Raw genomic sequence first — 20,719 nt, 5'->3', positions numbered from 1 at the left:
ACAACGCCCACAGGGCCGCAACCTTTTTAAGGGAGAGAAACAGGTTAATTTTTAGGGAGTTAACTCAACTTTACTGCCACAGCGGGAGTCTCAATTTGATTCTTAGGCACGCGGCCCCGGTCTGCGGTGCGTAAGCTCTTGAATTTATGGTTTTTTGCGACATCAATCAAAATGCGCCAAAAATGCAACACGCGTTTGAAGTAATAACTCTAGGCTGGCAACGGCAGAAAGTTAGCCGATTTTTATCAACTCGTTAAATTGGCCACTTGCGTCCAGAGTCAATCTGAAACGGCCATGAATGCCGGTGGCGGAAACGAAGGGGCGTAAGAAACGGGGGTGCAGGTGAATCACTTTGCCCTGCAGACTGCGCACCACCACCACCTGGGCCTGGCCCTGATAGTAGCGCTGCATCTGGCTGGCAGTGACAGAGAGATCGAAGATGTATTGACTCATAAAACACCGGCGGCGGCCGAAGCCGCCGCCACTTCCTTAACTCAGACTCTTGGAAACCTTCTCATACAGATCCCGGGACAGATCGCTCATGGCCATCAACTCGGTCAGGCCGGCCTTCATCGCCTGCTGGCGAACGTCATCGTGACGCTTAAAGCCGATCAGCGGCGTGATGATACGGGCGGCACACTGAGGGTTGATGCCGTTGAGGATTTTCAACTGGCGCACCAAAAAGGCATAGCCTTTACCGCCGGCATCATGAAACGCCTTCGGGTTGGCCTCGGCAAAAGCACCAATCAGCGCCCGCACCCGGTTAGGGTTGGCGATATCGAAGCGAGGATGACTCATGGCGGCCTCGATGGCCTTGAGTGCATCGTCCACCCCTTGCGGCGCCAGCGCGGTCTGGGTAAGCCACTTGTCCATCACCAGCACGTCGTCGTGCCAGCGCGCCTCAAAACGGCTCATCATCGCTTCTCGGCTTGGCAGCAGCGCGCGGTTGGCGGCGGTCAACGCCCCCAGGCTGTCGGTCATGTTGTCGGCCTCGGCAAACTGGCGACTGACCCGCTCGTCGTCGCCATCCAGGGCCAACAGCTCCAGCAGGGTGTTTTTCAGGCTGCGCAGGGCGGCATTCGCCTGCCCCTGTTGCTGCTGACGTTGGCAGGAATCGTAGCGATGGGTGATCACCGTCTTCAGGGCGCTGACCAACTGACGCTGAACCTGAACCCGAGCCTGGTACAGCTTCACCACATCACTACCCGGGCGACCGTCCAGCAAGGTCGCCACCGACGGCAGATTCAACAGTTCTGCCACCAGCGCCGCATCGACCTGGTCATTGGCCAGCACCAATTCAAAGGCGCTGATCAGTGACGGCGACAACGGCGCATCGAGGTTGTCAAAGGCGCCGTAGATGGCACCACTGAGCAAGCTTTGCGCGGCATCCCAACGGGCAACGGCATTGTTGGCGTGGGCCATCAGCAGACACAGTGCCTGTTCATCCTGGGCAAACTCCAGTTTCACCGGCGCCGAGAACTCCTGCAGCAACGACGCAACCGGCAGCTCCTCGACGCCTTCGAGCACCAGGGTGCCCTGCTCGTCCATCAGGCTGTAGAGACCGTCAAACGGCTGGCCGTTGACACGGGCGGCGATGGTGTTGCCCTGACTGTCCAATAGCTCCAGTTTCACCGGAATGTGCAGCGGCTGCTTGTGTTGCTGATCCGCCGTCGCTGGCGTGTGCTGACGGAACATTAAGGTGTACTGGGCCTTGGCCGGGTCATAGTGGTCGGTCACGCTCAGGTGCGGAGTGCCAGACTGGCTGTACCAACGGCGGAACAGGGTCAGATCCACACCACTGGCGTCTTCCATCGCCTGAACAAAATCGTCACAGGTCACCGCCTGACCGTCGTGACGCTCGACGTAGCACTGCATCCCTTTCTGGAACCCGGCCTCGCCCAGCAGGGTGTGCATCATGCGGATGATCTCCGCCCCTTTGTCGTAGACGGTGACGGTGTAGAAGTTATTCATCTCGATCACCTTCTCCGGGCGGATCGGATGCGCCATCGGCCCGGCGTCTTCGGCAAACTGGACCCCACGGATGGTCTTCACTGCGGCGATGCGGTTAACCGCCCGAGAACCCAGATCCGAAGAAAACTCCTGGTCCCGGAACACCGTCAGTCCCTCTTTAAGGCTCAACTGAAACCAGTCGCGGCAGGTGATGCGGTTTCCGGTCCAGTTGTGAAAATACTCATGGCCGATGATGGACTCAATGCGGTCAAACTCGGCATCGGTGGCGCTGTCGCCATCGGCCAGCACGCACTTGGAGTTAAACACGTTCAGGCCCTTGTTCTCCATGGCGCCCATGTTGAAGAAGTCCACGGCCACGACCATGTAGATGTCCAGGTCATACTCCAGACCGAACCGCTCCTCGTCCCATTTCATCGCCGCCTTGAGGCTGGCGATGGCATGGTGGCCTCGATGCTCCTGGCCTTTGTCGACAAACAACTGCAACGCCACCGTGCGGCCACTGCGAGTCACGAACTGGTCATCGAGGCGGTCGAAGTCACCGGCCACCAGGGCAAACAGGTAGCTGGGTTTCGGGAACGGGTCTTCCCAGGTGGCGAAATGCCAACCGTCGTCCAGGTCACCGCTGTCGACTTTGTTGCCATTGCCCAACAGGTAGGGGTAATCGGCTTTGGGCGCCTCAATGCGGGTGGTGTAGCGGGCCAGCACATCGGGACGATCGAGGAAATAGGTGATGCGGCGAAAGCCCTCGGCTTCGCACTGAGTGCAGAACACCCCTTGAGATTTGTACAGTCCTTCCAGGGCGGTGTTATTGGCGGGATCGATCTCGGTTTCAATCACCAGCTCAAACTCCGCCAGATCCGCGGCTATGCTCAGCTGATCGTCCTGCAGCTGATAACCACTCTGCGGCAAGGGCTGACCATCGATGGACACCGACAGCAGTTTCATCGACTCACCGGTCAGCACCAGGGTGGTGGCGGCGTCATTCTGACGACGCACGCGGCTGCTGGCGACAATCCGGGTTAGGTGATCGTCCAGACGAACGTCCAGCTTGAGGGTGTCGATGGTAAAGTCACTGGGGGCGTAATCCAGTCGATGGCGCGCTGTCGGTTGAGACATGCTGCGTTTCTCCTTGCGTGAGTCTGTGCCTTCGCGGCGATAACCGAACCCGCACTCTATGGGACCGGTTCCCTCCCTGTCCTCAGAGCGGGAAACGGCCGGTGCCGGTCTGAATAATGGCGGTCAGTATACCAAGAAATTGGCCGCTGCCAGTGCCAAAGCCCTCAACCGCTGGACAATTAAGCAGTTTTACCCGGCCACAAAAAAGCGCCGACGGGCGGCGCTTTGCTGGTTGGCTGGCCGGAACTCAGAGATCCAGCACACCAATGAGGTTGAGGAACACCGCCACAATGGCCACCGGAGCCACAAATCGCAGCGACAGTTGCCACAGCCGGTACAGGGCTGGCGTGGTGTCCAGCGTGCGGCGACTGATCTCCTCGGACACCGCCCAACTGGCGAATACCGCAATGATCAGCCCGCCCAACGGCAACATGATGTTGGCGGTAATGTAATCCAGCAGATCAAAGAAGCTGATGCGAATGTCCCCCCACAGAGACACCACACTCCACTCGGCGCCGGTCAGGGAGAACACCGTCAACAGGCTCACCAGCCAGATGGCAAAACCGGCACTGAACGCCGCCTGCCAGCGACTGAAGCCGCGGTTTTCTACCAACCAGGCCACGCTGGACTCGATCAGCGCGATGGAAGAGGTAAACGCCGCCACCACCACCATCAGGAAGAAACTGCCACCAAACAACTGACCCAGAGGCATCTGGCCGAAGGCGATCGGCAGGCTCTGGAAGATCAGACCGGGGCCGGCGCCGGCCGGCAAGCCATTGGCAAACACGATGGGGAAGATGGCCAGGCCCGCCATCAGTGCCACCAGGGTGTCCATAATGGCGATGTACACCGAGGTTTTAACCAGTGAGGTGTTGTCCGGCAGGTAGGCGCCGTACATGATCATAATGCCGGAGGCCAGCGACAGGGTGAAGAAGCTGTGGCCCAGGGCGATCAGCACGCCATTCCAGCTGAGTTTGGAGAAATCCGCGGCAAACATAAACTGCACCGCTTCACTGAAGTTGCCGGTGGTGGCGGCGTAACCCACCATGATCGCCAGCAGCACAAACAGCACCGGCATCATGTAGTTCACCGCTTTTTCCAACCCCTTTTGAACCCCCTTGCCCACCACCAGCACGGTGCCAAGCACGATGAAGCCGCTCCAGCCCATCAGCGCCCAGGGGCCGGCATTCAGTTCGGAGAACAGGATGCCGATTTGTTCGGCATTCTGGTTTTCAAAACTGCCGTTGAACCCGTACCAGGTGTAGGCGACCGCCCAACCGGCGATCACCACGTAAAAAGAGAGGATCAAAAACCCGGCCAATACTCCGCCCCAACCGGTCACCTTCCAAGCGGAGGAACGCCCGGAGGCCTTGGCCATCAATACCGCCGATCTAGCCGGAGTCTGACGACCAAACTTGCCGATCATCACCTCGGCCATCATGACCGGAATGCCGATCAGGGCGATGCACACCAGGTACACCAACACGAAGGCGCCGCCACCGTTTTCTCCCATGATATAGGGAAATTTCCAGATGTTACCCAATCCCACTGCGGCGCCGGTGGCCGCCAGTACGTAACTGAATCTGTTGGTCCACTGTCCATGATTTTGTGACATCCTTGCTACTCCCTAAGCCGATGCAATGGCTCTGTATTTGAGGGGTAGGTCCCCCCTAGAGCTCTGTTATTGTTAATATATTGTTGCTCAACCTCTAGATTTAGCACAATCACCAGCGGATGCCCAGTCCCGACGACGCGGGACGGGCCGCTGTCAGCAGCACAATCCACGCTAAAGGGCGCCGCTGACCTGAATTCGAACCAGTCGACCTCCCTGCACCTGAATGACGCGCCAAAGTGGCCAGCAATGGCAGCCATTGATCGCGTTAGTTCAGCCACGGCCAGCCGCGATTTGGCCGATAGCGGGAATTTCAGACACAAAAAAACCGCCCGAAGGCGGTTTTTCTAATCAAAGCTCAGGGTTACTTCTGCTTGGCCAGACGGCTCCAGTCCACCATATCAAAGGTGATGTTGGCCGACTCAGCCAGCAGGTAGTCGTTGTCCTCGTCGCTGTCATCCGCCACCAGCTCATCGTCATCGCCGGCGTCTTCCAACTGCTTCAGTGGCTCCAGCCCCTGACGCTGACGCCGCTCGTTGGTGCGCGTGAGCTCGGTGGCGTCGTCCGCTTCCCGTTTGGCCTCACGCTCAGATTCCACCAGGCTGACATAGCCTTTGTCTTTCTCGGCGCGATACTCACGAATGTCTTCCTTCAGGTAACCAAACTCCGGATTGGTGTCGGTACGCTTCAGGTAGTTGGCCGTCAGGGTACTGACCATGGTCTTAGGCACTTCATTGACAGTATCGTAATGGGCCTTTGGCACCGTGTCCCAAGGCAACGCATTGTCTTCCTGGGATTCACCGTACTCGCCGGGCACGAAGAAGCTTGGGTACTCGATGTCCGGGGTTACCCCCTTCAACTGAGTACTGCCACCGTTGATTCGATAGAACCGGGCGATGGTGTACTGAACGTGCCCCATGGGCTTCTCAAACAGATCGTAAGCTTTGCCCAGGCTGCGGTGCTGCTGCACAGTGCCTTTACCAAAGGTCGGCTCACCAATCACCATGGCACGACCGTAGTCCTGCATGGCGGCGGCGAAGATCTCCGATGCCGAGGCGCTGTAACGGTTAACCAGCACGGTCATCGGACCGGCGTAGCTGATGCGACCGTCGCTGTCGCGATTGATGTTGATGCGGCCCCGCTGATCACGGATCTGAACCACGGGTCCCTGCGAGATAAACAGGCCGGTTAACAGGGTTGCCTCGCTGAGCGAGCCACCGCCGTTATTGCGCAAGTCAATGCTGATGGCTTCAACGTTTTCCGCCTCCAGCTTTTCCAACTCTTTGGCCACATCCTGAGAGATGTTGACATAGAAACTCGGGATTTCGATAACACCGAGGCGACGCCCCTGATAGGGACCGTCACTGGGCACATAGACTTCCGATTTTACCGCCCGGTCTTCCAGTTTCACCTTGTCACGAACGATGACAACGGTTTTCGGTTTGGCATTGCTGCCGCCCTTCTTAGGAAGAATTTCCAGGGTCACCTTGGAGCCTTTCGGCCCTTTAATCAACTCGACCACATCATCCAGACGCCAGCCGATGACATCGACGATCTCTTCCCCTTCCTGACCCACACCGGTGATGCGGTCTTCCGGTTTGATGCCACCATTGCTGTCTGCCGGCCCACCAGGAACCAGAGAACGAATGGTGGTGTAATCGTCGCGTACCTGCAGCACCGCACCAATTCCTTCCAGAGACAGGTTCATCTCGGTTTGGAACCGATCGGCGTTGCGGGGAGACAGGTAGCTGGTGTGAGGCTCAATGCTGTAAGCGAAGGCGCCCATCACGTTCTGAAACACGTCTTCGGAGTGGGTCTGACTCAGGCGCTTGAGGGCATTGTTGTATCGCTTACCCAGCATCTCCTTGATCTCAGGCCACTCTTTACCGGTCAGTTTCAGATTGAGGGCATCGTTCTTGACCCGCTGACGCCACAGTTCATCCAACTCAGATTCTGACTTGGCCCACTGGGCGTCTTCGCGGTCGAAGTAATACTTATCGCCGGCCTGATCGAAGTTAAACGGCTTGTCCAGCAGGCTAAGCGCGTAGCTGAAGCGGGTATAACGCTTCTCCAGGGCCACTTGATAGATGCTGTAGGCATCCTTCATGTCGCCTTTTTGAATCGCCGCCGCAAAACCATCGCGATAGCGGTTAAAGCCATCCACCTCGGACTGAGTAAAGATGCTCTTGTTGAAATCGAGCTGCTCCAGGTAGCGATCAAAGATCTGCTGGGAGAACTCGGTGTCCATCGCAAACTTTCGATAGTGAGAACGAGAAAAAAGGTTCGTAACCCGCTTGCTTGCTACCTTGTGCTGGGCTTCCTGTGCCAGTACGGGAATCTCATCTTGAGTGATTACCGGGCTCAGTGCCAGCGCTTGGACGCTAAACAGCGCACCAGCAAACCAGGTTGCCAATCGGGTCATTTTAGGACTCGTTTTCACCATCAATACTTTACTCCTTTAGACCACTGTGGTTCAGATGCGAATGTGTGAGGCCTTCACTTTAACCGTCATGCCTGAATCCAGACGGACCTGAACGTCATCTTTGTTGATATCAACAACAACACCGCTGGCCGGCGCTCGGCCCAACTGAACTTTAACCTTCTGGTCAACGCTCAAAGCCGCGGCTTCAACCGTCTTCAGTTCAGGACGAGGCTTCTCTTCACGCTTGGCTTCAGCAGCCTTGGCGCGAGGGGCAGAAACGGGTTTACTCTTCAGCTTAGACCGTTTCTTTGCCTCAGGGTTTCCTTTGTTTTGCTTGCCCTGCTCAATTTTACGAGCCTTGGCTTTTTCCTGACTCTCTTTCAGCGCCTGTTGAGCATGCTCAACGTGCTGTGCGTCGATTTCGCCACAAGCTTCACCTTGCAGATCAACACGCTGAGTGCCCGCTTTAACGCAACGCAGGTAACGCCAGCTGTTGGTGTAGCGACGCAGCGCCTGACGCAACTGGGTTTTACTCACAGTTTCGTCATCGGCCAGGGCTTCAGCCAGGTCCTGGAACAAGCCAACTTTTAATGGTTTGGCGTCGCCCTCAAGGCTAAAACAGTTTGGAAACTTCTCACACAGAAAGGCGATTACCGCCTTGGTGTCGGAAAGCTTGGTTTGGTTCTCAGTAGTCATTAAACTCTTCCTGTCCCGATTGGTTGGCGAAATGCTCAAACAGGGATTCAACGAACCCTGCCATCATATCCTCGTCCAACTCGACTAATTCGGGATTGTGTTGCCAATACGGCCAGATGGCATCCAACATGGCTTCCAGGGAAGCGGGCTCCATGTCGTCATCGGCCGCGTCATAAACTGCATGATAGAGGCGATTGAGGTTATCTGCAGCAATCTCCTCTTCACCTTCCCAGTCGCCAATGCCTTCGGCATCGACTAGGTAACTGTGGATTGTGACCAGTTCTTTCACTTACAAACCCACCTTTTCTAGATGCGCTTCTAACTCGGTAATCAAGGCTTCAAAGCCGATCTGTTCCTGTTGCTGGAATCGCCCAATCAACGGGCTGTCCAGATCGAGGACCGCAATCACTTTGCCTTGGTAATGGATCGGAACCACCAGTTCAGAGTTACTGGCTGCATCGCAGGCGATGTGGCCGGCAAAGGCGTGCACATCATCGATTCTCTGGGTGCTGTCGGTGGCCACCGCGGTGCCACACACCCCTTTGCCAATCTCGATGCGGACACAGGCAACCTGCCCCTGAAACGGTCCCAATACCAATGTCGTATCACTGTCCACCATATAGAATCCGGCCCAGTTCAGATCCGGGACCGAGTTATAGATAAGGGCGGAAAGATTGGCCAGATTGGCGATAAGATTGGGCTCATCTTCGATCAGGGCGCGGCCCTGTTTGACCAAAGTTGAATAGGAATTGTTAATAGGGGTCGACATCATCATAGTGGTTAAGTCACATAAGGTTGCCATTAACCCAATTTCTCAAAGCCCAGTCAAGTCCGCAGGGCTGGTTAGACCAATTTAAATGGCTTTCCGAGCAAAAAATGGCGAATTTCCTACGGGTTTCGCTATCATAGGTGCTAATACTTCATCTAAGTGGCGGTAAACTTTGTCGAATTGCTCCCTCCTCTGCCCTCATTGCGACCAGATTGTTCGTCGCCGGGCACTCCCCAAAGGGATGCGGCTTTTCTGTCCTCGCTGCCAAAGTCGACTGGCCGATTCACCCTACTGCGACCACAGCGCCCTGGCGGCGCTGACCCTGACCGCGCTGATTCTGTTTATCCCCGCCAACCTGTTGCCCATTCTTGAAGTTAACTTGCTGGGCAGCGTGCGCCAGGCCACCATCGCTTTTGGTGCCGTCATCACCTTTGAGCAGGGGTTCTGGCTGGTGGGTATCGCCATCTTTACTGCCGGCGTGCTGGCACCGCTGTTGGTGCTACTGTCGATCCTGGGCCAACTGGTCCTGCTTAAACTCAAGATCGGCAAGTCGCTGGCCCGGCAGTTAATCAAGTGGCACCCGATGCTGGATCAGATCGCCATGCTGGAGGTGTACCTGATCAGTTTTCTGGTGGCGGCATTCAAGCTCGGCGATTTTGCCGACCTGCACTACGGCGCCGGCACCTTCTGCTTTATGTTGCTGTTTGTGATTACCTTTTACGTGCAATATGAATACAACCGTGACCTGATGTGGCAACGCTATGACCAAACCTATCGACAGTGAGCGCGGCATCGACCGCCAGTGGAAGCTGTGCCGCGGTTGCCACAATGTGGTGGCCGAGCTCAGCCACTGCCCGCGCTGCCACACCCCGGTGCACAGGCGCAAACCCGACAGCTTGCAGCATGCCTGGGCGCTGCTGATCACCGCCATGGTGATGCTGGGACCCGCCAACTTCTACCCCATCACTCAAACCACCAATCAAGGGGTGATGGTGCTGGACACCATCTACACCGGCATAGTGTCGCTGGTGACTTCCGGGATGCTGGGGATCGCCATCATCGTTTTTGTGGCCAGCATCGCGGTACCGGTACTGAAGGTTGTCGGCCTGACGGTGATATTGCTGACCATTACTCTGAAATGGCGAGTCGGCCGTAAACGGCTGATGTTTTTCTATCACGTCATCGAATTCATCGGCCGCTGGTCGATGCTGGATCTGTTTGTGATCGGCATCGTCGCCAGCCTGATTAACATGGGGCAACTGCTGGACGCCAAACCTGCCCCCGCCGCCACCTTTTTTGCCATGGTGATTCTGTTCACCCAGTTTGCGGCAAAATCCATCGATACTCGTTTACTTTGGGATCTTGAAGACGAACATGAACACTAACCAGTCCCCTCGTGTGAGGCGCAAGAAGCTACTCTCTCCCATCTGGATTCTGCCGATTCTGGCGGTGATCCTCGGAGCCTGGCTGCTGTTTACCTACATCAAGGAGCAAGGCACCGAGATCCGCATTCAGTTCCCCAATGCCAACGGCATTGAAGCCCGCAAGACTCTGGTTAAGTACCAGGGCCTGGTGGTAGGGATGGTGCGGGAGGTCGACCTCAGTGGCGACCGCTCCTCGGTGAATGTGCTGATCAAGATGGATCACACCGTCGACGACCTGCTGCGTCAGGACACTCGCTTCTGGCTGGTCAGCCCCAAGGCGTCCATTACCGGGGTCGAAGGTCTGGATGCGCTGTTCTCCGGTAATTACATCGCCATGAAGCCCGGCGAAGGCAAACGACGGGTGCGATTCAATGCCGACACCATGGCACCGGCCTCCGTCGACGGCGCCACTATCATCCACCTCGAGGCCGACAAAGGCGGCTCACTGGATGCCGGTTCCAGCGTCTACTATCAACAAATGAAGGTAGGCGACATTCTGCAGTCGGTGCTGGATCCCGACACCAAGAAGGTTCAGGTAACCGCTCAGATTGACCGCAGCTACGCGCCGCTGGTCAAGGAAAACTCCCACTTCTGGAACGTCAGCGGCCTCAAAGCCGACGCCTCCCTGTCCGGAGTGAAAGTGGAGCTGGAGAGTCTGGCGTCACTGCTGACCGGCGGCATCGCCTTCGATTCCCCGGAAGTGGGTGAAGCGGCCGTCAGCGGCGCTCGGTTTAAGCTGTACCCGGATCGCAAAGCCGCCACCCAGGATCACTTTATCAGTTTCAGTGCCGACAGCGCCGAAGGACTCAAGCCCGGCAGCAAGATTCGCCTGCGCGGCGTCGACATCGGCGAACTCACCGACGTCAGCGCCAGCGAGGATGGCGTGCGCCTCAACGCCGCCATTCGCGACAACTACCGCCACCTGCTGGTCAGCGGCAGCGAGTTCTGGCAAGTAAAAGGGCAACTCTCGTTTACCGGCGCCAAGCACATCGGCAACCTGCTGCTGGGGGACTTCATCAGCGTCGAGCCCGGCAGCGGCGATCCCCAGTACCGCTTCGAACTTGGCAGTGAAGCGCCGGACAGCAGCCGCGACGGCATTGCCCTGACCCTGTACCGCGATGATGCCGCCGGCCTGGATGTGGGATCGCCGGTGCGCTTCAAACAACTGCCCGTGGGGGAAGTCATCGGCCTCGACCTGGAGTCGGAAGGCAGCATCGGCATCGAGGTCTGGATTAACGCCCCGTATCACCAGTTGGTGGGCGGCGACAGCCACTTCTGGCTGGCACAGGGGCTGGACATCAGCGCCGACCTGAAAGCCCTGTCGGTCTCCTCGGCGCCATTCGGTCAACTGCTTAACGGTGGCATCAGTTTCTCCCGCGCATCCGCGGCCAAGGCCACGGCAAGTGCCCGCTACCCGCTGTTGGATGATTTCGAACAGAGTCAGGCGCCCAAACCGTTCTGGGTTAGGCTCAACACCGACAAGGCCGATGGTCTGGCCATCGGTGCGCCGGTCTATTACCGACAGATGGAGGTGGGCAACGTCCGCGACCTGCAGCTCAAGGGGGACCAATTTGAGATCAAACTGGCGCTGGAGGGACGGTACCAACACCTGATCTCCGACAAGACCCGCTTCTGGAAATACAGTGGCGTTCGCATCAGCGGCTCCCTGACTCAATTTGAGATCGACACCGCCGCCGCCATGGCCTTGCTGCGTGGTGGCATCGCCTTCGACAACCTCGATGGCGACGGCAGCGGCGAGCGGGACAAGTGGCTGTACCTCAACCGCAACGACGCCCTGAGTCCCAAGGTACGCGCCACCGTCTACCTGGATGCCGATGCCGACATTCAACAAGGGGCACCGGTGAAATACCACCAGCAACAACTGGGCCAGGTGGAGCGACTGCAATTGACCCCGGATCTGAAACGGCTCAAAGCCACCCTGACCCTGGATCCTCAGTGGCAACAGCGATTCCTGGTGGAGGGCGCCCGCTTCTATGTCGCCGAAGCCCAACTGGGCCTGACCGGCACCAAGAACGTTGCCAACCTGGTGCTGGGCAACCACTTGTCCGCCCTGCCCGGCACCGACGGCGGCCCACGTCAACGGGAGTTCCAGGCACTGACCGAAGCGCCGGTTCCCGATGAACATGAGCAGTCACTGCGGCTGGTACTGACCCAGTCGCAACTGGGCTCAGTCAAAATCGGCAGTCCGGTACTGTATCGCCAGATCACCGTCGGCGAAGTGGTGCGCCATGGCCTGGCCAGTGACGCCAGCCGAGTGGAGATCACCATTGAACTCAAGCCTCAGTATCGCCACCTGGTCAACACCAGCAGCCGCTTCTGGAATGCCAGCGGTCTGTCGGTCAAGGTGGGGCTGTTCAGCGGCGCCGAGATCCACACCGAATCTCTCGACACGCTGTTGATGGGCGGCATCGCCTTTGCAACCGAGTCCAGCACCAACGACAGCAACCAGGTCAAGCCTCTGACCCGGTTCGCCCTGTATGAACAAGCCGAGAAACAGTGGCTCAACTGGCAGCCCAGCTTCTAAACTCAAAAAAGGCGCCCATCGGCGCCTTTTTTGATGTCCTGCCGCTCAGCCGTAAAACAGGTAGGCCACGGCAATGGCGGCGGAGATACCGGCAAAATCGGCGGTCAGGCCACAAAATACCGCATGGCGGCCGTTGCGAATCCCTACCGAGCCGAAATACACCGCCAACACGTAGAAGGTGGTTTCCGTCGAACCCTGGAACATCGCCGCCAGGCGTCCGGCGAAAGAATCCGCCCCATGCACCGCCATGGTTTCTACCATCATTGCCCGGGCCCCGGAGCCGCTCAGCGGCTTCATGATGGCGGTGGGCAGCGCATCCACGAAACGGGTGTCCATCCCCAACCCATGAAACAAGGCGGCACAAGCCGACAGCACCGTATCCAGTGCACCGGAGGCCCGAAACCAACCGATGGCCACCAGCATCGCCAACAGATAAGGCAACAGGGTCAACACCACCGACACCCCCTCTTTGGCGCCACCAACAAACGCATCGTAGGCGTTGACCTTGCGCCGACTCGCCAGCCCCAGGAACGCCATCACCACCCCGGCCAGAACCAGGCCACTGATCTGCGACGACACCTGCTCCAACGCCTGCGCCGACAGCGTCATCAGGTAACTGATGGAGGCCAGCAGCGCCGCCAGAGCGACGCCGCCCCACAGCACCACCACCCGATCCAGCAATCGAATGCGCTGGATGCTGGCCACCGCAATCAGACCCGCCAAGGTCGACGCCAGGGTGGCCAATAAGATAGGAATGAACACATCGGTGGGATTGGCCGCGCCCTGCTGGGCCCGGTACATAAACACCGTCACCGGCAATAGGGTCACCGATGAGGTGTTCAGCACCAGAAACAGGATCTGGGCGTTGGTGGCCACATGGGGGGTGGGGTTGAGGCTTTGCAGATCCCGCATCGCCTTCAGCCCCATGGGGGTGGCGGCGTTGTCCAGTCCGAGGGCGTTGGCCGCCAGATTCATGGTCACCGAGGCCAGTGCCGGGTGCCCCGCCGGCACCTCCGGCATTAGCCGCGCAAACAGCGGTGACAAGCGAGCGGCCAGCCACTCCATCAGGCCACACTGTTCGCCGATGCGCATCAACCCCAGCCACAGCGCCAACACCCCGAGCAAACCGATGGCGATCTCCACCGTCAACCTGGCCATCTCAAACAGCGAGTTGGTCATCTCGGTGAAGATCAGCGCCTGGTCGTGCATCAGCCACTGCCAGATCCCGGATGCCGTTCCCAAAACAAACAGCCCCAACCACAATCGATTTAACACCCGGATCCCCTTTTCAAAACCGCTTTATGCTATATTTGGCGCCGTTTTTTCACGATATTGGTACAGACCATGGCGCACATAAGACAGGATTTCCTCAATTCCATCAGCGAGATCCTACCAGAACACCTTAACATGGACGACTTTGTCCGTTACAGCCAGATGCCACTGCGCCGCTCCATACGCATCAATACCCTGAAAATCGATTGCCCGTCGTTCATTGCCATGATGCAGCCCAAAGGCTGGCAGTTTGAGCCGGTTCCCTGGTGCGACTGCGGCTACTGGCTCACCCGGGACGACGAATCCACCATGCTGGGTAACACCATCGAGCACCTGGCCGGACTGTTCTACATTCAGGAGGCGTCGTCGATGATGCCGCCCACCGCCATGGCCAGCCTGGTGATGGCCCCTGACGCAGTGCTGGATGTGGCGTCGGCGCCCGGCTCCAAAACCACCCAACTGGCGGCCTGGATGGGCAATGACGGGGTGCTGATCGCCAATGAGTATTCGGCTTCTCGGCTCAAAGGATTGCACGCCAACCTGCAGCGACTGGGGATCGGCAACGTCAACCTGACCCACTTCGACGGCCGGGTGTTTGGCCCGACGCTGCCGGAGTGCTTCGATGCGGTGCTGCTGGACGCCCCCTGCTCCGGCGAAGGCACCCTGAGAAAAGACCCCGACTCTCTCAACAACTGGTCGCTGGCCTCCACCGAGTCCATCGCCGCCATGCAGCGCGACCTGATTGAGTCGGCGTTTGTGGCCCTCAAGCCCGGCGGTGTGTTGGTGTACTCCACCTGCACCCTGAACCACAGGGAAAACCAGGATGTTTGCCATCACCTGAGCCAGCGTTTCCCGGATGCGGTGAGCTTTGAAGATCTGTCCAGCCTGTTCGACGACGCCCACAAGGCGATCACCCCGGAAGGCTTTCTTCACATCTGGCCACAGGTGTTTGACAGCGAGGGCTTCTTTATTGCCGCCATTCGCAAGACTCAGTCGGTGGACAGCGACTACCGCAAGCCCCGCCTGGGCCGGTTCCCGTTCGGCTTTGCCAACCGCAAACAAACCGCAGAGCTGGAGGCACACCTGCACAGCCAGTTTGGTCTGGCACTGCCGGACAGCCATACCCTGATGAGCCGGGACAATGAACTGTGGTTGTTCCCAAGCGGCAGCGACGCCTTTATCGATAAGATCCGCATGCAGCGCCTGGGACTCAAAGCGGCGGAGTGCCACAAACACGGCATCAAAATCAGCCATCAGCTGGTGATGCTGCTGGGACAGGACAGTCCGTTGGCGATGGCACTGACTGACGACCAGGCGGTGCAGTACCTGCAAGGGCGGGACCTGGCCATGGACAATCCGGACAAACGTAAGGGAGAGGTGATCGTCAGTTACCGAGGATTTCCCTTGGGCCTAGCCAAATGGGTGAATAACAAGCTGAAAAACTCGCTACCGCGGGAACTGGTCAGGGATAAGGTGGCACTGAAGTAACGCCGCAAAAGGCAGCAGCTAAACCGACACTGAATCAGGGTAAATAAATATGATTCATTGATTGGTCAAAGCTGCTTTTTTCAGCTACCTTTAGATGAGATTTTATACCGGTGCGCTGCGGCGTGCCCGAACAGTTCCCCTAAGCCTGTGACAACTTGGAGTGGTTATGGGCTTTTTTTTGCCTGCAATTTGGCCCGCCGCACCTCTGCGCTGTCCCAGCGCTAATGGCCACGGCTCAATCACCATCGCCATTAGCGCGACTGTCCGATCAACGACGACCGAACAGGGCGTGGAAATTCTCTCCGGTCTGCTGGCACAGGGCATCGTAGGACAGGTGCTTGAGATCCGCCACAAACTGGGCCACCTCTTTGACATAGGCCGGTTGATTTTGATTACCCCGGTACGGCATCGGCGCCAGGTAGGGAGAGTCGGTCTCCACCAGCAACCGATCCAGCGGCAACTTGCGCACCACGTCCCGCAGTTGCTCGGCATTGCGAAAGGTGACGATACCGGAGATGGAGATGTACAACCCAAGATCCAGCGCCGCTTTTGCCATGGCCCAATTCTCGGTGAAACAGTGCAGCACCCCTTGAACGCCCTGCCCCTGCTTGAGAATCGCAATGGTGTCCTCTCGAGCATCACGGGTGTGGACGATCACTGGCTTGTTAAGCTGGTTGGCCACCTCGATGTGCTCGGCAAACGCCTGCTGCTGATCGGCGATGTTGTCTTTGCTGTAGTAGTAATCCAGCCCGGTCTCACCGATGGCCACCACCCGAGGATCTGCCGCTTCCTGCTGCAGCCAATCGCGACAAAACCCCTCTTTGATGTCCAGTGGGTGCACACCGCAGGAGAGCAGCACATCCTGGTACGGCGCCACCATGGTCTTCATCTGCTGATACCCGGCCTGGCTGACGGAAACGCACAACATCTGCTGCACACCGGCGTCCCTCGCCCGCTGCACCACCGGTGCCAATGACTCTGGGGTGGGTTGTTCGGCCAGTCTGTCCAGGTGGCAATGGGAATCTATCAGCACGGGGTTACTCCGGTATAAAATAAGGCGACAGAGCTTAAGGGCTTATAGGGTTGAGGTCAATTGAGAAGAGGATAACTGATCGGCCAATACCTGCTCGATGCGGTGGCGGTGACTGCTGTGATCGGCGCCAAAACGCACGCCGACCCCCTGAGCCCGCTCTTTATCGGCCACCGGATTGACCCACACCACCACCCCTTCGAAGCGATACTCCAGCGGGTCATTGGGCAGGCGATAACTGACACTGACGCTCTGGCCCAATTGCCAGGGTGACAGCGAAGCAAAGAACAGCCCGCCTTCAGACAGAAACCCCATGTACGCCAGATACAGCTGGTTGGCGTTGGCGAACTGGCATTGCAATCGCTCCATTCACGCTCCTGTAGTCCCGAATCAGGGCGAAGCGTGGCTCAGCAGGTGCTGGAACACCGCCACATGATTCAACCCCGACTGTAACTGAAAGGTTTGGTAGGCGTCTGCCACGGCCCGAGCCAGTGGCAATCGGCTGTATACCTGATTGATATAGCTTTTTTGATCCGCTACCAATTCAATATAGAGCAGTTTCAGCGCCAGCGCCGCGTCATCGGCATCCAGTTTTATCAGGGTGTCATCCAGTAACCCGTCGGCCAGGCTACGCTGCCAGGCCAGTTGCCAGGCATCGATGCGCTCCAGCCGTTGTTGCTCCATCGCCTGATGCAGCGCCAGCGGCCCCCCCAGCAACTTCAAATAGCGGCTCAGCTTTTCCGTCGGCAGCGACGGCTGACCAAGGTAAGCCTGGCTCTGGCTCAGGGTTGGCGTCGCCACCAGCAACCGCTGACAGCGGCTGGCTATGGTGGGCAGCAAGCGGTTAACGTGATCGCTGACCAATAAGATGTGCACCCCGGGCGCCGGTTCTTCCAGGGTCTTAAGCAGCGCGTTGGCGGAAGCGCCATTCATGGCATCGGCCTGATGCACCACCACCACCCGGGCTCCCCCCTGGTGAGCGGTGTGGGACAGCTCCTGCAGCAAGGCTCGGATCTGCTCCACTTTGATCACCTTGCCGTCAGGCTTAAGCTCGATGAAATCCGGATGGTTACCGGCGGCCAGCAACTGGCAGCCGCGGCACAAGCCGCAATCTTTGCCCTGTTCACACAACAGACTGTGTGCCAGTGCCAGCGCCAGACGGTGTTTGCCTATCCCCTCGCCACCGCACAGCAGCCAACCGTGGCTGAGACGGTGACCGGCGCGAGCCTGTTGCCACAGCTGCCAGCTTGGCTCCAGCCAGGGCATGGCCGCCAATGATTGCGGCAGGGTATTCACAGCAGCGCCTTGGCCAGGGCGGCTTCGATGTCGGCCTGCACCTGGTCGATGGGCTGAGAGGCATCGATGCTGACGGTATTGGGATCCGAGGCGGCGTGGTCCAGATAGCAGCGACGAGCCCGCTCAAAGAAATCCAGGCTCTCCAGCTCGATGCGATCCAGTTCGCCGCGGCCGCGGGCCCGCTCCAGGCCCAGCTTGGGGTCGATGTCCAGATACAGGGTGAGGCAGGGTTTGAACGCCCCCAGGGTGATGGTCGACAGCCCGGCCACCTCCTGCTCCAGGCCTCGACCGCCGCCCTGGTAGGCCACCGACGACAGGTTGTGGCGGTCGCCGATGACCACCTTACCGGCGGCGATGGCCGGTTTGATCACCGACTCCACCAGTTGCGCCCGGCAGGCGTACACCATCAACAGCTCCGTCAGTGGCGCCATCGCCTCTTCCCGGGGCCGTTTCCAGATTTCACGAATCTCTTCCGCCAGCGGCGTGCCCCCCGGTTCGCGGGTGTTGACCCGCTCCAGATCGGGAAAGTGGCGTGCAAACCACTGGTTAACGCGCTCGATGGCCGAGCTCTTGCCGGCACCTTCCAGGCCTTCGATAACCACAAATGAGGGAATTTTCGGTTGATTCATTATCGCTTTCTTATGTATCGGTTAACGGCCCGGTTGTGTTGCTGCAGCGTTTCAGAAAACTGATGGCTGCCGTCTCCCCGGGCGACGAAGTAGTAGTAGTGACTGCTGGCCGGCTGAGCCGCTGCCATCAGCGCTTCGCGACCGACGATGGCGATGGGCGTCGGTGGCAGACCATCGATGCGGTAGGTGTTATAGGGCGTCTTCTGCCTCAGATCCTGCTTGCGAATGTTGCCCTGATAGGCGTCGCCCATGCCGTAGATTACCGTCGGGTCGGTCTGCAACCGCATCCGCTTATTGAGGCGGTTGACAAACACCGAGCCGATCAGCGGCCGTTCGCTGCCCAGTCCGGTCTCCTTCTCGATGATCGACGCCAGGATCAACATCTCATAGGCCGAGCCGATAGGCAACGCCGACTGGCGGGCGCCCCAGGCGCGGTCCAACTCCTGAGTCAAACGCTCGGCGGCACGTTTCAGCAGGCTACGATCGCTGTCGCCGGCATGAAACTGGTAGGTATCCGGGAAGATCATCCCCTCCGGGTTGGCACCGTCAAAGCCGATCAGCGCCGCCAGTTGCTGCGGCGACGTCACCGTCCGTTGCAACTGTGGGTGGGCGTCGATCCGCTCAAGCACCTGGGCGACGGTCTCTCCCTCCACCAGGGTGATGCGAAACGTCTTCTGGTCGCCGCTGACCAGCATCGCCAGTGTCTGTTTCAGCGATTGCGACGGGTCCAGGTCATAGGTGCCGGCTTTGATGTGGGCCAGAGTCGGGTCCAGCTTCACCGCCAGCTTTATCCAGAATGAGGTCTCCACCCAGCCGCGACCGGACCAGTTATTGGCTACCCGGTTTACGCTGTAACCCTCGGGCAATCGCCACTCGGTGACCTCACTCAATTGCAGCGGCTGATTCAATTTGGCGTCCAGCTGATGCACCAGGTAGGCGGCCCCGATGACGGCAGCCAGCATCAGGCTGAACAGAGAAAGCACCACCTTAGCGGCCAGGGATTTCAACATAGTAATAGACGCTGAATGTCAGAAATGGAGGGTGAAATGGGCACAGGGCGGTCATCGATGCGGATCACCGGCACCGCGCCCATCAGGGCGTTGGTCATAAAGGCGGCGTCGCAGTGTTGCAGTTCATCCCGCGCCACATCCCGGACCTCAAGGGTCCAGCCGTGATCGGCAGCACTGCGAAGCAACTGATGGCGCATAACCCCGGCCACGCCGCAACGGGCCAGCGACGGCGTGATCAGGCGCTGTCCTCGAATCAGAAACAGATTGGCGGCACTGGCTTCAATCACCCGGCCATCGTTATCCAACACCAGCAAGTCGTCGGCGCTGTACTGAGACAGTTCGCGGCGCAGTAGCACCTGCTCCAACCGCCCCAGGGTCTTCATGGCCGCCAACGCCGGTTGCGCCCCTAGGCGCAGTCGAGCGGTGACCAGCGTTACCCCATGCTGTTGCCAGTTCAGGTAGTGCTTGGGGTAATCAAAGGTGGAGACTATCACCGTCGGTGGCCGATCCAGAATCGGATCGTAACCGCGACCCTGACAGCCTCGGGTGATCACCACCTTGATCACCGCCTCGGCGGGATCACAATGGCTCAGTGCCTGATCCAGGGTGTGCTGAAGCGCCGTCCAGTCGGGCTGTCCCATGGACAGCCGCCCGCAGGCGTGTTGCAACCGCTGCCGGTGCAGCGGCCAGGCCACAATGCGGCCACCGCTGACCCTCAGGGTGCTGAAGTGGCCATCACCGAGATTCAGACCTCGATCTGCGGCTGCCAGCTCGTCCGTGCGCTGGCCATCGACCCAGGTCGGCATCAGCTGTCCTGGGTGATCCGGCTGGCCACGGCACCTTGCTGATCCCGGTACTTGGCGTTGCTGCGCTTATTGTACGGTCGGGCACACGCCATATTCAGCTTTTCAAAATTGAGGGCTCCGATGGTCATGCCCGGGCGCAACGCCAGCGGCAGTTTGCCGCTGTTGTAGAACTCCAGCACAATCTGACCAGACCAGCCGGGATCGATGCGGTGCGCGGTTACGTGCACCATCAGGCCGAGCCGCGCCAATGACGAGCGGCCATCGAGCCAGCCGACGATGTCCGCCGGCAGAGTCAGGGATTCCAGGGTCGCGCCCAGGGCCAGTTCGCCAGGGTGCAGGTAGAAAGCTTCCTCTTCGCCGATGGCAATCTCGTCGCTCATGACGCTGTTCAGCGCCCGCTGAACCTCGTCTCTGGGACCAGACAGGTCGATGGAGGCGCAGGTGTGGTCTTTAAACACCCGAAACTTATCGCCCAGGGTCACATCCACGCTGACTCCGGAAATTTTGTCCTGAGTTGGCCGCGGCTCGATCACCACCAGGCCGTCGTCCAGATGCTGTTCAATCTCAATGTCGGTAAGACGCATAGTTCTATCCCTTAAACCTTTGGGTACACTTTTATTATTATTGCCGTGA

The 20,719-nt window shown here is 58.6% G+C and carries 19 protein-coding genes; 4 read left to right on the top strand and 15 right to left on the bottom strand.

Features of this window, described 5'->3' with window-relative positions; all coding sequences use genetic code 11:
- Nucleotides 1-231 precede the first annotated feature (231 nt).
- The 7 genes from H598_RS0109205 to H598_RS0109175 all read right to left on the bottom strand — a co-directional run bounded on the left by H598_RS0109205 (nucleotide 232) and on the right by H598_RS0109175 (nucleotide 8,592).
- On the bottom strand, nucleotides 232-453 hold the full coding sequence (locus tag H598_RS0109205; RefSeq protein WP_028112765.1) for a DUF2835 family protein: 222 nt from the start codon (nucleotides 451-453) through the stop codon (nucleotides 232-234).
- Nucleotides 454-489: 36 nt separating this feature from the next.
- The gene (gene pepN / locus H598_RS0109200) at nucleotides 490-3,087 is read right to left on the bottom strand and encodes an aminopeptidase N (RefSeq protein ID WP_028112764.1); all 2,598 of its coding nucleotides are present in this window, start codon (nucleotides 3,085-3,087) and stop codon (nucleotides 490-492) included.
- Between the two features lie 247 nt (nucleotides 3,088-3,334).
- Nucleotides 3,335-4,702, bottom strand: coding sequence for a sodium-dependent transporter (locus H598_RS0109195; protein WP_028112763.1), 1,368 nt, complete (start codon nucleotides 4,700-4,702; stop codon nucleotides 3,335-3,337).
- 361 nt (nucleotides 4,703-5,063) lie between these two features.
- Entirely contained in the window at nucleotides 5,064-7,121 is a 2,058-nt protein-coding gene (prc, locus tag H598_RS0109190) for a carboxy terminal-processing peptidase (RefSeq protein WP_156896986.1), read from the bottom strand.
- A gap of 51 nt (nucleotides 7,122-7,172) precedes the next feature.
- The gene (gene proQ, locus H598_RS0109185) at nucleotides 7,173-7,817 is read right to left on the bottom strand and encodes an RNA chaperone ProQ (protein ID WP_028112761.1); all 645 of its coding nucleotides are present in this window, start codon (nucleotides 7,815-7,817) and stop codon (nucleotides 7,173-7,175) included.
- Nucleotides 7,807-8,106 (bottom strand): hypothetical protein, encoded by a 300-nt coding sequence (locus tag H598_RS23865; RefSeq protein WP_051252621.1) that lies wholly within the window; start codon nucleotides 8,104-8,106, stop codon nucleotides 7,807-7,809. Before H598_RS23865 ends, proQ begins: the two co-directional genes overlap by 11 nt.
- Nucleotides 8,107-8,592: a GAF domain-containing protein gene (locus tag H598_RS0109175; RefSeq protein ID WP_371878122.1), complete on the bottom strand. Its 486-nt coding sequence runs from the start codon at nucleotides 8,590-8,592 to the stop codon at nucleotides 8,107-8,109.
- 235 nt (nucleotides 8,593-8,827) lie between these two features.
- Here H598_RS0109175 and H598_RS0109170 point away from each other — a divergent pair, with 235 nt between their 5' ends.
- Genes H598_RS0109170 through H598_RS0109160 form a run of 3 tightly spaced genes read left to right on the top strand, consistent with a single transcriptional unit; the run spans nucleotide 8,828 to nucleotide 12,555 of the window.
- Nucleotides 8,828-9,370: a paraquat-inducible protein A gene (locus H598_RS0109170; protein WP_245595580.1), complete on the top strand. Its 543-nt coding sequence runs from the start codon at nucleotides 8,828-8,830 to the stop codon at nucleotides 9,368-9,370.
- Entirely contained in the window at nucleotides 9,348-9,971 is a 624-nt protein-coding gene (locus tag H598_RS0109165; protein ID WP_028112758.1) for a paraquat-inducible protein A, read from the top strand. The genes H598_RS0109170 and H598_RS0109165 overlap by 23 nt, the downstream gene beginning before the upstream one ends.
- Nucleotides 9,961-12,555 (top strand): MlaD family protein, encoded by a 2,595-nt coding sequence (locus H598_RS0109160; protein ID WP_028112757.1) that lies wholly within the window; start codon nucleotides 9,961-9,963, stop codon nucleotides 12,553-12,555. The genes H598_RS0109165 and H598_RS0109160 overlap by 11 nt, the downstream gene beginning before the upstream one ends.
- 45 nt (nucleotides 12,556-12,600) lie before the next feature.
- Here the strand turns inward: H598_RS0109160 and H598_RS0109155 are convergent, their stop codons facing one another.
- The gene (locus H598_RS0109155; protein WP_028112756.1) at nucleotides 12,601-13,830 is read right to left on the bottom strand and encodes a nucleoside recognition domain-containing protein; all 1,230 of its coding nucleotides are present in this window, start codon (nucleotides 13,828-13,830) and stop codon (nucleotides 12,601-12,603) included.
- A gap of 69 nt (nucleotides 13,831-13,899) precedes the next feature.
- Here H598_RS0109155 and rsmF point away from each other — a divergent pair, with 69 nt between their 5' ends.
- Nucleotides 13,900-15,315: a 16S rRNA (cytosine(1407)-C(5))-methyltransferase RsmF gene (gene rsmF, locus H598_RS0109150; protein WP_028112755.1), complete on the top strand. Its 1,416-nt coding sequence runs from the start codon at nucleotides 13,900-13,902 to the stop codon at nucleotides 15,313-15,315.
- A gap of 268 nt (nucleotides 15,316-15,583) precedes the next feature.
- On the opposite strand, the gene H598_RS0109145 is transcribed toward rsmF, so the two are convergent.
- From H598_RS0109145 to dcd, 7 genes are read right to left on the bottom strand one after another with little or no spacing between them, the layout of a single operon-like run.
- Nucleotides 15,584-16,348: a TatD family hydrolase gene (locus H598_RS0109145; RefSeq protein ID WP_028112754.1), complete on the bottom strand. Its 765-nt coding sequence runs from the start codon at nucleotides 16,346-16,348 to the stop codon at nucleotides 15,584-15,586.
- A gap of 42 nt (nucleotides 16,349-16,390) precedes the next feature.
- A complete protein-coding gene (locus tag H598_RS0109140; RefSeq protein WP_028112753.1) occupies nucleotides 16,391-16,714 on the bottom strand; it encodes a PilZ domain-containing protein in 324 nt (107 codons plus the stop codon).
- Between the two features lie 21 nt (nucleotides 16,715-16,735).
- Complete coding sequence (gene holB, locus H598_RS23860) at nucleotides 16,736-17,641, bottom strand: DNA polymerase III subunit delta' (RefSeq protein WP_051252620.1); 906 nt, start codon at nucleotides 17,639-17,641, stop codon at nucleotides 16,736-16,738.
- Complete coding sequence (gene tmk, locus H598_RS0109130; RefSeq protein ID WP_028112752.1) at nucleotides 17,638-18,270, bottom strand: dTMP kinase; 633 nt, start codon at nucleotides 18,268-18,270, stop codon at nucleotides 17,638-17,640. Before tmk ends, holB begins: the two co-directional genes overlap by 4 nt.
- Nucleotides 18,270-19,280 carry an endolytic transglycosylase MltG gene (mltG, locus tag H598_RS0109125; protein WP_028112751.1) on the bottom strand — a complete coding sequence of 337 codons (1,011 nt, stop codon included), beginning with the start codon at nucleotides 19,278-19,280 and terminating at the stop codon, nucleotides 18,270-18,272. The genes tmk and mltG overlap by 1 nt, the downstream gene beginning before the upstream one ends.
- Nucleotides 19,274-20,086, bottom strand: coding sequence for an aminodeoxychorismate lyase (gene pabC / locus H598_RS23855; protein WP_051252619.1), 813 nt, complete (start codon nucleotides 20,084-20,086; stop codon nucleotides 19,274-19,276). Before pabC ends, mltG begins: the two co-directional genes overlap by 7 nt.
- Complete coding sequence (dcd, locus tag H598_RS0109115) at nucleotides 20,086-20,670, bottom strand: dCTP deaminase (protein WP_028112750.1); 585 nt, start codon at nucleotides 20,668-20,670, stop codon at nucleotides 20,086-20,088. The genes pabC and dcd overlap by 1 nt, the downstream gene beginning before the upstream one ends.
- Nucleotides 20,671-20,719: the final 49 nt, after the last annotated feature.

It is taken from the genome of Ferrimonas kyonanensis DSM 18153, assembly GCF_000425405.1.
Lineage (GTDB): Bacteria > Pseudomonadota > Gammaproteobacteria > Enterobacterales > Shewanellaceae > Ferrimonas > Ferrimonas kyonanensis.
This window is presented reverse-complemented; position numbering and strand designations above follow the sequence as displayed.

Coding starts and splice junctions, on each gene's coding strand:
- H598_RS0109205 (WP_028112765.1), bottom strand. CDS start 453: ATGAGTCAATACATCTTCGATCTCTCTGTCACTGCCAGCCAGATGCAG.
- pepN (WP_028112764.1), bottom strand. CDS start 3,087: ATGTCTCAACCGACAGCGCGCCATCGACTGGATTACGCCCCCAGTGAC.
- H598_RS0109195 (WP_028112763.1), bottom strand. CDS start 4,702: ATGTCACAAAATCATGGACAGTGGACCAACAGATTCAGTTACGTACTG.
- prc (WP_156896986.1), bottom strand. CDS start 7,121: ATGACCCGATTGGCAACCTGGTTTGCTGGTGCGCTGTTTAGCGTCCAA.
- proQ (WP_028112761.1), bottom strand. CDS start 7,817: ATGACTACTGAGAACCAAACCAAGCTTTCCGACACCAAGGCGGTAATC.
- H598_RS0109175 (WP_371878122.1), bottom strand. CDS start 8,592: ATGATGATGTCGACCCCTATTAACAATTCCTATTCAACTTTGGTCAAA.
- H598_RS0109170 (WP_245595580.1), top strand. CDS start 8,828: ATGCGGCTTTTCTGTCCTCGCTGCCAAAGTCGACTGGCCGATTCACCC.
- H598_RS0109165 (WP_028112758.1), top strand. CDS start 9,348: ATGACCAAACCTATCGACAGTGAGCGCGGCATCGACCGCCAGTGGAAG.
- H598_RS0109160 (WP_028112757.1), top strand. CDS start 9,961: ATGAACACTAACCAGTCCCCTCGTGTGAGGCGCAAGAAGCTACTCTCT.
- rsmF (WP_028112755.1), top strand. CDS start 13,900: ATGGCGCACATAAGACAGGATTTCCTCAATTCCATCAGCGAGATCCTA.
- H598_RS0109140 (WP_028112753.1), bottom strand. CDS start 16,714: ATGGAGCGATTGCAATGCCAGTTCGCCAACGCCAACCAGCTGTATCTG.
- tmk (WP_028112752.1), bottom strand. CDS start 18,270: ATGAATCAACCGAAAATTCCCTCATTTGTGGTTATCGAAGGCCTGGAA.
- mltG (WP_028112751.1), bottom strand. CDS start 19,280: ATGTTGAAATCCCTGGCCGCTAAGGTGGTGCTTTCTCTGTTCAGCCTG.
- pabC (WP_051252619.1), bottom strand. CDS start 20,086: ATGCCGACCTGGGTCGATGGCCAGCGCACGGACGAGCTGGCAGCCGCA.
- dcd (WP_028112750.1), bottom strand. CDS start 20,670: ATGCGTCTTACCGACATTGAGATTGAACAGCATCTGGACGACGGCCTG.